The 12,074-nt window shown below is 68.6% G+C and carries 14 protein-coding genes; 7 read left to right on the forward strand and 7 right to left on the reverse strand.

Going from position 1 to position 12,074, the window contains the following annotated elements; genetic code table 11:
* Positions 1–27 precede the first annotated feature (27 nt).
* The 4 genes from AWC16_RS04065 to AWC16_RS04080 all read right to left on the reverse strand — a co-directional run bounded on the left by AWC16_RS04065 (position 28) and on the right by AWC16_RS04080 (position 3,023).
* Positions 28–297 carry a metal-sensitive transcriptional regulator gene (locus AWC16_RS04065; RefSeq protein ID WP_085263502.1) on the reverse strand — a complete coding sequence of 90 codons (270 nt, stop codon included), beginning with the start codon at positions 295–297 and terminating at the stop codon, positions 28–30.
* 61 nt (positions 298–358) lie between these two features.
* Entirely contained in the window at positions 359–1,444 is a 1,086-nt protein-coding gene (locus tag AWC16_RS04070; RefSeq protein ID WP_085263503.1) for a chorismate-binding protein, read from the reverse strand.
* Between the two features lie 68 nt (positions 1,445–1,512).
* On the reverse strand, positions 1,513–2,001 hold the full coding sequence (locus AWC16_RS04075; protein ID WP_085263504.1) for a hemerythrin domain-containing protein: 489 nt from the start codon (positions 1,999–2,001) through the stop codon (positions 1,513–1,515).
* Positions 1,998–3,023 (reverse strand): Rieske (2Fe-2S) protein, encoded by a 1,026-nt coding sequence (locus tag AWC16_RS04080; RefSeq protein WP_085263505.1) that lies wholly within the window; start codon positions 3,021–3,023, stop codon positions 1,998–2,000. The genes AWC16_RS04075 and AWC16_RS04080 overlap by 4 nt, the downstream gene beginning before the upstream one ends.
* A 500-nt stretch (positions 3,024–3,523) precedes the next feature.
* Between AWC16_RS04080 and AWC16_RS04085 the strand changes: the two genes are divergently transcribed.
* Positions 3,524–3,796, forward strand: coding sequence for a hypothetical protein (locus AWC16_RS04085; protein ID WP_409370633.1), 273 nt, complete (start codon positions 3,524–3,526; stop codon positions 3,794–3,796).
* Positions 3,797–3,828: 32 nt separating this feature from the next.
* On the opposite strand, the gene hemW is transcribed toward AWC16_RS04085, so the two are convergent.
* From hemW to AWC16_RS04100, 3 genes are read right to left on the reverse strand one after another with little or no spacing between them, the layout of a single operon-like run.
* Entirely contained in the window at positions 3,829–5,010 is a 1,182-nt protein-coding gene (gene hemW, locus AWC16_RS04090; RefSeq protein WP_085263507.1) for a radical SAM family heme chaperone HemW, read from the reverse strand.
* Between the two features lie 37 nt (positions 5,011–5,047).
* Positions 5,048–5,434 carry a transglycosylase family protein gene (locus AWC16_RS04095; RefSeq protein WP_085263508.1) on the reverse strand — a complete coding sequence of 129 codons (387 nt, stop codon included), beginning with the start codon at positions 5,432–5,434 and terminating at the stop codon, positions 5,048–5,050.
* Entirely contained in the window at positions 5,431–5,973 is a 543-nt protein-coding gene (locus AWC16_RS04100) for a hypothetical protein (protein ID WP_234812119.1), read from the reverse strand. The genes AWC16_RS04095 and AWC16_RS04100 overlap by 4 nt, the downstream gene beginning before the upstream one ends.
* A gap of 115 nt (positions 5,974–6,088) precedes the next feature.
* Between AWC16_RS04100 and AWC16_RS25770 the strand changes: the two genes are divergently transcribed.
* The 6 genes from AWC16_RS25770 (at position 6,089) to AWC16_RS04125 (ending at position 12,039) form a co-directional block, all read left to right on the forward strand.
* Positions 6,089–6,259, forward strand: a complete 171-nt coding sequence (locus AWC16_RS25770) for an Ms4527A family Cys-rich leader peptide (RefSeq protein ID WP_409370634.1) — start codon at positions 6,089–6,091, stop codon at positions 6,257–6,259.
* 113 nt (positions 6,260–6,372) lie between these two features.
* Positions 6,373–8,052: a nitrite/sulfite reductase gene (locus AWC16_RS04105; protein WP_085263509.1), complete on the forward strand. Its 1,680-nt coding sequence runs from the start codon at positions 6,373–6,375 to the stop codon at positions 8,050–8,052.
* Entirely contained in the window at positions 8,049–8,780 is a 732-nt protein-coding gene (locus AWC16_RS04110; RefSeq protein WP_085263510.1) for a phosphoadenylyl-sulfate reductase, read from the forward strand. The genes AWC16_RS04105 and AWC16_RS04110 overlap by 4 nt, the downstream gene beginning before the upstream one ends.
* Positions 8,759–9,517, forward strand: a complete 759-nt coding sequence (locus tag AWC16_RS04115; RefSeq protein WP_085263511.1) for a sirohydrochlorin chelatase — start codon at positions 8,759–8,761, stop codon at positions 9,515–9,517. Before AWC16_RS04110 ends, AWC16_RS04115 begins: the two co-directional genes overlap by 22 nt.
* Positions 9,518–9,613: 96 nt before the next feature.
* On the forward strand, positions 9,614–10,405 hold the full coding sequence (locus AWC16_RS04120) for an iron reductase (RefSeq protein ID WP_085263512.1): 792 nt from the start codon (positions 9,614–9,616) through the stop codon (positions 10,403–10,405).
* Entirely contained in the window at positions 10,402–12,039 is a 1,638-nt protein-coding gene (locus tag AWC16_RS04125) for a diflavin oxidoreductase (protein WP_085263513.1), read from the forward strand. The genes AWC16_RS04120 and AWC16_RS04125 overlap by 4 nt, the downstream gene beginning before the upstream one ends.
* Positions 12,040–12,074: the final 35 nt, after the last annotated feature.

Below are 12,074 nucleotides of genomic sequence, written 5' to 3' on the forward strand. Positions count from 1 at the left end.
TCCACCGCGAGGTTCGCGGCGAACCGATCAGGCCAGGGCGAGGAACAGCTTCTCGAGCTCATCCTCGGTCAGCGGCGCGTTGCCGCTGCCGGACTGGCCGGCCAGGCATTCCCGAAGCCCGCTCGCGACGATCTTGAAACCCGCCCGATCCAGCGCCCGCGAGACCGCGGCGAGTTGTGTGACCACGTCCTTGCAGTCGCGGCCGCTTTCGATCATCGCGATCACCCCGGCGAGCTGGCCGTGCGCGCGGCGCAACCGGTTCAGTACCGACTTGACGCTTTCGTCGTCCCCAACCACCTGAGCTCCTCTCTGCGGAACCACCAATCATACCCTGCCGGGTATCTGATGGCCGCGGAGCTCAGCGGCGGGCGACCAGGAACGGCGCCAATGTGGCCAGCATCTCGCAGGTCTTGTCGAACTCCCGCTCGGGATGCGCCTCGCCGATCACGCTCGTTCCGGCCCGTAGCCAGGTCCGCCCTCCGCGCTCGTGGGCGGTCCGCAGCGCCGACGCCGCATCCAGCCCGCCGTCGGCGGAGAGCATCACCACCGCGCCGGAGTACAGGCCACGCGGGTACTGATCGAGCCGCAGGACGGCATCGATCCCCGCCGGGCCGGGACTGCCCGACGTGATAGCCGGGAACAGCGCCTCCAGGGCATCCATCCGATCCCGCGCGGCCATGACGTCGACCACCGACGCCGGGCTGTACCCCAGTGCGCGTATCCCGCCCAGCCGCAACAAGAATGACCGGGCCGCGGTGTTGTGCGGCCGCCCCAGCCGGTAGGTCGAGGGAAAGTCGACCGCGAACGGCACGGCGACGCAGCGCGACAGAGTCACCCTGCGGTAGGCGCCGGCGCGGATCTCCTCGACCGCGGTCGCCACCCGCTCGCGATAGCCGGTGCCGTCCACGTCCACCGCGACGGGGGACGGTTCGGCCGGCGTCGCAACGGCGCCGGCCAGCAGCCGGTCCAGCACCGCGACTTCACGGTCGGCGTGCCCGAACATCTCTACTTTCTCGGCGGTGACGACGATGCGGGTCTGCGGCCAGAACACCCGCGCCAATGCGGTGCCCGGCGCCAAGCGGTCCTGAAGCCCGAAGCGGTAGGCGCCCAACTCGAAGGCGACCCAACCGAACACCTGGGTGGCCTCCAGCAGCAACCGGTCAACCGCCTCGCCGAGCACCGCGGCCGGCCGGCCTCGCCAGTGCTGGCGTCGCACCACCCCGTCGCGAACTATGCGCAGTTCGTCACTGTCGAATTCGACGGCGGCGCGCAGACCTGCGGCCAGTGTCCAGCTTCCGTCACGCTCGTAGAGCAGGTACTCCTTGCCATCACGTTCCGGCAACGCCGCGGCCAGCGTGGCCGCCAGATCGGCCGGCTCGACACCCGGCGGCAACGGTATCGACAGCGCACTCTCGGAGGCCGTTTCGACACCGAGCTCGAACACAATTAGTAAATGTAGCCTAACCTATTAACCAAAAGGCTCGTAGCTCCACGACCTGCGGCGATACCGGGTCAAAAGGCTTTCAGCAACGCGGCTCGCGCCTTGACATGCAACTCCTCGAACGTGGAGTTGCGCTGCCGCTCCATCTCCGCGGCCATCCTGTTGCCCAGGTCCTCCAACTCGGCGTCGGTCAGGTCGACCGGCGCCGGCGGGGGCACCAGGTCGCGCTCCTCTTCGTCGGCATGGGCTTCCAAGACCATCAGGAAGGAATTCCACTCATCTACGTAGTGGGGCGAGGAGGCCGGTGTCCGCAACGCAACCGCGAGCTGGTCGTAGATCTGCCGGTGTTCTGCGTGCGCGATCGCGATCAGCCTGCTGGCCGCCGACAGTGCCGGATAGTAGATGTCGTCCTCGATGCGCATATGGATGGTGAACTCCCGCAACAGTTCATCGAGGGTCTCTTGCCGCTCGGCCGATCCGACCGGAGCCGCCTTGAGCCTGGAACCCAGCCCGCGCAACACGTTGTGGTGATCTCTCAACACGTCATAGGCGTTGCTCACTGTGCGGTCTCCTTCGGTTCGAAGATTTCCGGGCACTCCGGAACCTGCGGTGCGAGGTACTTCTCCCGGGCCACCCCGAGCGGAATCGGTGCACCGTCACGCAGCTCGACCATCCCGTTGCGCAGCCGAGCCTGATAGCACGGCAGCGGAGCGGTGGCCGGTCCGCGCACCACCTCGCCGGAGTACACGTCGAACTGCGAACCGTGCCATGGGCAGACGACCCGGCCCCGGTCGACCCAACCGTCCTCCATCGGCGCGGCAAGGTGCGGGCACAGGCCGGCGAACGCCGACACGGTGTCGCCGTCGCGACACACCACCACCCCGACGCCGTCGACCTCAACCCGCTTGAGCTTCGTGTCGGCCGGCAGCTCCGCCTCCGGCAGCACCGACGTCCAATCCTCGATGCGTAGCCGTTGACCGGACTGGTCGATGCCGATCCCGGAGCCGAACACCAGTGCACCGCCCAGGAATCCGCTGGCGGAGGTGATGCCGTAGCCGACCGCGCTGGTCACTATGCCCCGCAGATGCCGGCCGCGGCGCCGGTCCCGCCAGGACCGGATGTACAGACCCGTGGCGACGAGATTCAGCACGCCGTGCACCAGCCCGATCCGCCGGTCGGATTCGTGGGTGTGCTGCCAGTCGGTCACACCGGTGGCGGCGGAAGCGAAGTTGGCCAGAATCCCCAGCCCCAGCGCCCGCTGGGCGAATCGAGACGCATCGAGGACTTCGTTCGCGGACTTGCCGGGCAACAGGCTCAGCGCATCCAGCGCCACCGTCGTCCCGATGGCGCCGGTGGCCAGCGACGCCAGCGGCGGATGCACCGGGTGCCCGAGCCAGACGCCGTTCAAGAAATTGGTCACCCGATTGCGCCACCCGCCGAATGCGTTGAAGACGAAGCTCAGTACGTTCTCCAGCCGGTAGCTCGGTCGGTCCAGCCACTCCTGTCGCCCGAGAATCTCCAGCACCCGCCCACCGGCGCCGTGCGCCCGGTCCGCAGCGTCTCGCGCCCGTTGAAATGCCATCCCGTCGGTCCTCCATCTGACATCGACAATGCCTCGTTTGCGGCACTGCATCCGGGAGCGTATCCGCGTGCAGGTATGCACACAAGTAACGGGTTACGATATAGCTATCTTTGCGCTACGAAGGCCGCCGGCAGCTGGCGAGATGCACATCGTGTGCGATCTAGAAATGTTGTGTTTCAACAGAATATGCCTCATACAGCCATTCGCCAGAGTTCAGTACGCCGGATCTGGCAACATCATGTAAAGATTGCTGTGAGTATGTTGGACGCCTGTGCGCTACCCAGAACGACGGCCTTCTGAGCGCGCTTTGGATCCGCATATGCGGTTCGTTTCCCGAGTCGGACCGGCCACAGGTCCGGTGATGCCGACCACTGCGAGGAGATCGCGGTGATGTGTTACGAGCATTCACGATTCGGTATCAGTCCCCACACGATGGTTGCAACGACAGCGCCCGCGTGGACCATGGAGTCATGCTAAGTATCCGCAAACTCATTGGATCGATGTTCGTAGCGACAGCCGCGGTGGCCATCGCTGCCGCCCCGACCGGCGTGATGCTGATGACTGCACCGGCGGGCACGCCGAGCCACACCGTGGTCGCCCAACCGCACGGTGCCGGCGGCCCGGACGGCAACGGCGGCGGAAGCGGCTGTGGCCATGACGCCGGCTGGCAGGGCTGCGGGGGCTTCATCCCCGGCCAGGGTGGTTTCGGCCACGGCTGCTTCAACGGCATCTGCGGCAGCTGGGACGGCGGCCGCGGCTGGTTCAGCGGCTGACCGACGCCTACCCAGGTGGCGGCGACCCGCCGCTACCCCAGCAGGGCCCGCACCACCGCGTCGGCCAGCAGCCGACCGCGGTCGGTCAGCACCAGCCGTTCGCCGTCGAGGCGCAACAGGCCGTCGCTGACCGAGGTCGCGGCGCGCTCCCGCTCGGCGGGGTCCAGAGTCGCCAGCGGCAACCCCTCGCGCATCCGCAACCGCAACATGACGTCCTCGGTGTGCCGGTCGGACTCGGTCAGCTCCTCGAAACCCGCCACCGGCAGCACGTTCTCCGCCACCAGCTGCGCGTAGGTATTGGGGTGCTTGACATTCCAGTAGCGCAGCGCGCCGTCGTAGCTGTGCGCTCCCGGTCCGGCGCCCCACCACCGGCCGCCGCCCCAGTAACCCAGGTTGTGCCGGCAGGCGGCGCCGGGCCGGCTCCAATTCGACACCTCATACCAGTCCATCCCGGCGGCACGCAGTCGGGTGTCGACCAGTTCGTAGCGATGCGCCATCACATCGCCGTCGGGAGCGGGTAGTTCGCCGTGCCGTACCCGACGGGCCAGCGCGGTGCCGTCCTCCACGATCAGGCTGTAGGCCGAGACATGGTCGACGCCCGCCTCCAGCGCGGCGTCTGCCGAACGCAGCAGATCGTCGTCGGTCTCACCGGGAGTGCCGTAGATCAGGTCGATGTTGAGGTGCTCGAATCCGGCGGCACGTGCCTCCCGCGCCGCGGCCACCGGCCGGCCCGGGGAGTGGATGCGGTCCAGGGTGGCCAGCACCCGCGGCGACACCGACTGCATGCCCAGCGATACCCGGGTGTAGCCGGCGGCCCGGATCGACTCGAAGAACTCCGGCGACGTCGACTCCGGGTTCGCCTCGGTGGTGACCTCGGCGTCGTCGGCCAGTCCGAAGTGTTGACGCACGTGGTCGAGCACCAGTGCCAGCCGGGCACCGCCCAGCAGGGATGGTGTGCCGCCGCCGACGAACACCGTGTCGGCACGCGGGCCACCCAGGCGGGCGGCCGCCAACTCCAGTTCCCGGGCCAACGCCGCCACCCAGGCGTCGGGGTTGGCGCCGCCCAGCTCAGCCGGGGTGTAGGTGTTGAAGTCGCAGTAGCCGCACCGGGTGAAACAGAACGGCACGTGCACATACACCCCGAACGGGTCTTCCGGGCCGCGCCGGGCAGGTGGTGCCTCGGGCAGCGCCACAGCGGTCGGGGTGGGCGTCATGAGGCCCGATCATCCCACGGCGCCGCCCGTCAGCGCCTCAGTCGGCTTGCGCTCCGGGCTGCTCGGCGTCCACGTACAGCGCCGTCACGTAATGCGTCAGCGAACCGATCGGGGCGGCCCCGGCCCGGGCGGCGCAGGCCGGCCACGCCCCGGGCCCCCGGCTGGCCATGATGCGTTTGGCGACGGCGATCTGCTGCTGCGGAGAGGCCTGCGACGGCAATCCCACCCCGCCGTTGTGGTCCCAGTCCCCAGCGCTGATCTGCAGCCCGCCGTAGCCGCCGCTGCCGGTGTCGGCCGACCAGTTTCCCCCGGACTCGCACCTGGCGATGGCCTCCCAGTCGATCGGGTCGGCGTTGGCCGCGCCGGCCAGTTCGGCGGCGCCGACCAGCAGCGCGCCGGCCGCCAGCGCTGTGAATTTCCTCATACCAACTCCACCTTGCTGGCCAGCCATCGGCCGTCGACCTTGTCCATGGTCATCCGGATCCGGCTGCGATCGATCACCGGTTCGGGATTGTCGGCGTTGCGCACCGCTTGGTTGACCAGCAGCACCACCACAACGTGGCCCTTCTCGGCGGATTTGACCACCGCGTCGGCGACGTGCCCGCGAGCGGTCGCCTTGTTGTCGATCAGCAGCTGGCGCAGCTGCACACCGGAGCGGGTGTGCATCGCCCGGAACTCACCGATCGACCCGTCGGTGATGTCAGCGAAGTTCCGATCGATGTCGTCGGCGTCGATGTCGGTCAGCCGCAAGACATATGACTCGGCGGCCGCCAGGGCCTGCTCACCTGCGAGGTGGGTTTGGTAATGCTGGACGGCCAGCCATCCGCCGCCGCCCACGATGGCCACCAGCGTCGCGATCGCCAGCCAGCGCCGCAGCAGGGCGCGTCCGCCCGCGCGCGGTGGCGGTTCGGGGACCGGCAGCGGCTCCCACGCCGGTTCCCAGCCGAAGTCGACCACACTCACCTGTCCCACCCGCCTTCCGATCGGCTGTTGTCTTACGGCTGTCCGGCATAGGACACACCGCCCCGGGCCTTCCTGTCCGCCCCTCCCGGACCGACCGTCTCCCCTCGGACCCCACATGAGTTTTGCTCACGCTGATCACAACTTTGCGCCGGTAAGGAAGATTTTCGGCATCCATGGCATAATCGCTCCCGTGACCGCCGCCTACTGCACCGCATCTGGGGTTGCCTTGGTGGCTCGGCGGCATATCGATTTCAAGCGAGTTTGCAGCTGTCGCTGTCTGCCTTGATGCCGTAGAGCCGCCCACCTGTTTTTCCAGCTGGCCGACGGATCTGCGCCGCCGGAGACAGTCGCCGGTGACCTGCGCTCAATCCCGCCAGCTCCTTTTTCGAAGGAGAACCGATGACCGCCACTCCGACTGCTCCGCCGAGCAGGGCCAAGCGCAGCGAGGCCCAGTGGGCGCTCGGCGAGACCGAACCGGTCAACCACAACGAGCAGTTCAAGCAGGAGGACCCGGCCCTCAATGTGCGGGCCCGGATCCTCGACGTCTACTCCAAGCAGGGCTTCGACAGCATCGCCAAGGATGACCTGCGCGGACGCTTCCGCTGGATGGGTCTCTACACCCAGCGCGAGCAGGGCTACGACGGCACCTTCACCGGCGACGAGAACGCCGACCTGCTCGAGGCCCCCTACTTCATGCTGCGGGTGCGCTGCGACGGCAAACCGCTGTCGGCCGCCGCGATGCGGACCCTTGGTGAGATCTCGGTCGACTTCGCGCGGGGCACCGCCGACATCTCCGACCGCAACAACCTGCAATACCACTGGATCGAGATCGAGAACGTCCCGGAGATCTGGGACCGCCTGGACGCCGTCGGGCTGCAGACCACCGAGGCCTGCGGCGACTGCCCGCGTGGCATGCTCGGCTCGCCGCTGGCCGGGGAGTCCCTCGACGAGGTCCTCGACCCCTCCCCCGCCCTCGACGAGATCGTCCGCCGCTACATCGGCAACCCGGAGTTCGCCAACCTGCCGCGCAAGTTCAAGACCGCGGTGTCGGGCCTGCCGGATGTGGCCCACGAGATCAACGACGTCTCCTTCATCGGCGTCAACCACCCCGAGCACGGCCCCGGCCTGGACCTGTGGGTCGGCGGCGGGCTGTCGACCAACCCGATGCTGGCTCAGCGCCTCGGCGCGTGGGTGCCGCTGGACGAGGTGCCGGACGTCTGGGAGGCCGTCACCAGCCTGTTCCGCGACTACGGCTACCGGCGGCTGCGTTCCAAGGCCCGGCTGAAGTTCCTGCTCAAGGACTGGGGGCCTGAAAAATTCAGGGAAGTTCTCGAACGGGAGTACCTCAAGCGCCCGATGATCGACGGGCCGGCGCCCGCGGAGCCCACCGCGACCGTCGACCACGTGGGGGTGCAGAAGACCCGCAACGGCCGCAACGCGGTGGGCGTGGCCCCGATCTCCGGCCGGGTGAGCGGAGCGACGCTGCTCAAGGTGGCTGAGCTGATGGAACAGGTGGGTTCGGACCGGGCACGGTTCACCCCGTACCAGAAACTGGTCATCCTCGATGTTCCCGACGACAAGCTCGACGGCCTGCTCACCGAGCTGGATGCGCTGGGTCTGCCGGCCAACCCCTCGCCGTGGCGGCGCAATCTGATGGCCTGCACCGGGCTGGAGTTCTGCAAGCTGTCGTTCGTCGAGACCCGGGTGCGGGCGCAGAGCCTGGTCCCCGAACTCGAGCAGCGCCTCGATGACCTCAACGCCCTGCTGGACGTGCCGGTGACGGTCAACATCAACGGGTGCCCGAACTCGTGTGCCCGCATCCAGGTGGCCGACATCGGGTTCAAGGGCCAGATGATCGACGACGGCGAGGGCAACGCGGTACCGGGCTTCCAGGTGCACCTCGGCGGCAGCCTGGGCGCCGACAGCGGTTTCGGCCGCAAGCTGCGTCAGCACAAGGTGTTCAGCTCCGAGCTCGGCGACTACATCGAACGGGTGGTGCGCAACTTCATCAAGCAGCGCACCGCCGGTGAGCGCTTCGCCCAGTGGGCGGTGCGGGCCGAAGAAGACGACCTGCGATGAGACCACACGGCGAAGCGGAGTTGCGCGAGCTGGCCGCCAAGGGGGCGGCCGAGCTCGACGGCGCCAGTGCCACCGAACTGCTGGAGTGGACGGATACGCACTTCGGCGGCGTGAACGGCCCGCGCGGCGGCGCGACCTGTAACTACGTGGTGGCCTCCAATATGGCCGACGCGGTGCTGGTGGACCTGGCGGCGAAGGTCCGCGCGGGGGTCCCGGTGCTGTTCCTCGACACCGGCTATCACTTCGCCGAGACCATCGGCACCCGCGATGCGGTGGAGGCGATGTACGACGTCCAGTTGGTCAACGTCACCCCGGAGCAGACCGTCGCCGAGCAGGACGCCGCCCACGGCAAGGACCTGTTCGGGTCCAATCCGGCGCTGTGCTGCCGGCTGCGCAAGGTCGAACCGCTGGCACGCACGCTGCGCGGCTATTCGGCGTGGGTGACCGGGCTGCGCCGGGTGGAGGCTCCGACCCGCGCCAACGCGCCGCTGATCAGCTTCGACGAGCAGTTCGGGCTGGTGAAGGTCAACCCGATTGCGGCGTGGACCGACGATGAGATGGACGCCTACATCGCCGCGAACAACGTGCTGGTCAACCCGCTGATCGACGAGGGCTACCCGTCGATCGGCTGCGCACCGTGCACGGCCAAGCCGGCGGCCGGCGCCGATCCGCGCAGCGGGCGCTGGGCGGGCCTCGCCAAGACCGAATGCGGGCTGCACGCCTCGTGACAGCTCCCATTGCGACCCTCGTGTTGACCGCGCACGGCAGCCGGGATCCGCGCTCGGCCGCCAATGCCGACGCGATCGCCGGGCATCTGCGCCGGGTGGCGCCGGAGTACGCCGTGCAGGTGGCGTTCTGCGAACAGAGCACCCCGAATCTGCGCGACGTTCTGGAAGGACCATTGGCCGGCTCGCCCGGCCACCGTGCCGTGGTGGTCCCGTTCCTGCTGGCCAGCGCCTACCACGCCCGGGTTGATATCCCGGCGATGATCGCGCAGTCCGGTGCCGACGTTCGGGTGGCGCCGACCCTGGGCGAGGACAGTCGTCTGGTCCAGGTTCTCGGGGAACGGCTGACCAGCGCCGGGGCGTCACGGTTCGACCCGAAGTTGGGCGTGGTGGTGGCCGCGGTGGGCTCCTCGCATGCGACGGCCAATGCGCAGACCGCTCGGATCGCCGCCCGCCTGTCTCGCGGAACCCGTTGGGCCGGAGTGGAGGTCGCCTTCGCCACCAGCGGCCCGCAACCTTCTGTACCGGAAGCCGTCGAACGCCTGCGGGCCCGCGGCGCCACCCGGCTGATGATCGCCCCCTGGTTCCTGGCGCACGGGCTGATCACCGACCGAGTCGCCGGCTACGCCAGACAAGCCGGGATCCCGATGGCTGAGCCGCTGGGCGCGCACCGCCTGGTGGCAGCGACAGTCTTGGATCGCGCCGAAGCGGCCCTGACCGCTCGGACCGCGGCCGCCTGACCCACGGACCCCACGCCAAGGGTGAGAGCCGTCACAGCAGTCATCACCCTCCGCCCGTTTTAGTATGGTTAGCCTAACCTACGTTAGGAGCCTTGGGTGACGTCGACGGGCGAGGATCCCCTCATCGCGAGAATGGTAATTCGGCGGCGGCACGCGCTGCACGAATCCTGTCACCGGCTTCGCCAACTTCATCCGCAGTGCCCGCGCACCTACGGTGTCGCGATTCTGGCGGACGTCAGCAAGCGCCGATGGTTCCCGTTGGACTCGGTGTTCACCGTCGACCGCCTGCGGGTCCGCCTGGACGAGACCGCCGAGCTCACCGACCGGCGCGCGGCGGGCAACGTGCTGGCCGCGCGCCTGGTGCACGAGGTGCTGGGTCGGCTGCTTCCGCTCGTGCTCCTCGAGGGAAGAGCCTGGGACGCGGGCCTGGAGAACCTGTGGGTGCACTTCGACGGCGAGAACGACATCGACTGGGTGGCCGTGGTCGACCCGACGGTGCGGGTCCTTCCAGATGATCCCTGGATCAGCAAGAAGGGCGGGCGCGGCGACGTCGACACCATGGTGGTCTTGCCCAACGAGTCGGCCCTGACCACCTGGGTGGCCCACCGGTGCCATCGGACCTTGGCCCCGCTGTTCGTCTGGCTCCACAAGGCGTCCGAAGGCGCGGTTTCGATCTTGTCGATGTGGCAGCTCGTCGGATCGGCGGTCGTGGTGGCCGCCTCCCAGCTTCCCCGCCGGCCCGAGATCGACGAGGCCCGCAGCTTCCGGCGAAGTCAGGCAGTGCTCGACGCGATGGTCGGCTTCGGACTGCCGGTGCGCGGGCTCGCCGTGCCGGCACGCCTCGCCACCACCTCGAAGGCCTCCAGCCGCAGCGGAGGACAGCTGTGAGCGCTGCCCCCGCCTTCTCGATGATCGTGGGCTACGGCAGCGACATGGGCAACGCCGAGGACGCCGCGATGTCATTCGCCGAGGCCTTCGAAGAAGCCGTCGGCCGGGGCGCCGAAGCGGTCGAGCTCAACCAGGTCGAGATCGGCGATCTGGCGTCGGCGACGCATCTGATCGTGGTCACCTCCACCTGGGGTGACGGCGAGTTTCCCGACAACGCCAACCTGTTCTGGGAGGCCATCAGCGCGGACACGGCCGACCGCCTCGATCACCTGAGCTTCGCGGTGCTCGCCCTCGGCGACAGCGGATATGACCTGTTCTGCAACGCCGGCCGACTGCTCGACGCGCGTCTCGAACAGCTGGGCGCTACCCGGCTGATCGAACGCACCGAGATCGACGGCTCCTATTCAAAGCCGGCCGCGGCGTGGACAACCGACGTCGTCAAGCTGCTGGCGGCCGAGCACGCCAGCCCCAATCCGAGCATTGCCGTATCGAGTGCCGCGGTGCACCCACCCGAGCAGGCCGCACCGTCGACCCCCGATCGTGACCACCCCTTCGAGGCCCGGCTGGCGGTCAACCGGCTGCTCACGGCGCCGGGATCCGACAAGGAGGTCCGCCACTACGAGCTGGACCTCAACGGCTCCGGCATCGCTTATACCGCAGGCGATTCCATTGCGGTGCATCCGAGCAACGACCCCGCCCTGGTCGATGCCCTGCTGACCGAGTTCGGCCTCGACCCCGACCACAGCGTGACCGGCCACGACGAGCCCCTGGGCGTGCTGCTGGCACATCACCTCGAGATCCGGACGCCGTCGCGGGCGCTGCGGGAACTCGCGGCGTCGCGCACCCGCGACCCGAGCGCCGCGGCCGCACTGCGCGTGAATGCCGATGCCGCACAGGATTCGTGGCTCTACGGCAAGGACGTGCTCGACCTGATCAGACTGGCCGGGCTGACGGTGGACGAGGTGATCGACACCTTGCGTCCGCTTCAGTACCGCGACTACTCGATCGCGTCCAGCCCCCTGGTCAGCCCCGACCACGTGCACCTGACGGTGGCGACCGTGCGTTACGCGCTCGGCGACCGCCGCTACGGCGGGGTGGCTACCACGTTCCTGGCCGATCGCGGTGACACGGTGCGGGTTCACCTGCGCCCCAACCATTCCTTCCGGCTGCCGGACCCCGACGTACCCATCATCATGATCGGCCCCGGCACGGGAGTCGCACCCTTTCGGGCGTTCCTGCAGGAACGCCGCGCCGGCCAGGCGAAGGGACGTTCGTGGCTCTTCTTCGGCAGTCGGCGCAGGGCCGGTGACTTTCTCTACGGGGAGGAGTTCGACGACCACCTGCGGTCAGGGGTGCTGTCCAGACTCGATCTGGCATTCTCCCGCGACGGCGCCGGCGACGCACCCAACCGGTATGTCCAGCACCGCATGTGGGAAAACTCGACCGACCTCTTCGGCTGGCTCGAAGACGGCGCGTACCTCTACGTGTGCGGCGACGCCGAACGCATGGCCAAGGACGTCGACGCCACCCTGCACGCCGTCGTGGCCAGCGCCGGCAACATGGACACCGCGCAGGCCCACGCCTATGTCAACCACCTCATCAAGAGTCACCGCTACCTGCGCGACATCTATTGACCCCGGCGCCGGCCCGGCCCCGGGAAACCTCGCCG

It is taken from the genome of Mycolicibacter longobardus (assembly GCF_002102265.1).
Lineage (GTDB): Bacteria > Actinomycetota > Actinomycetes > Mycobacteriales > Mycobacteriaceae > Mycobacterium > Mycobacterium longobardum.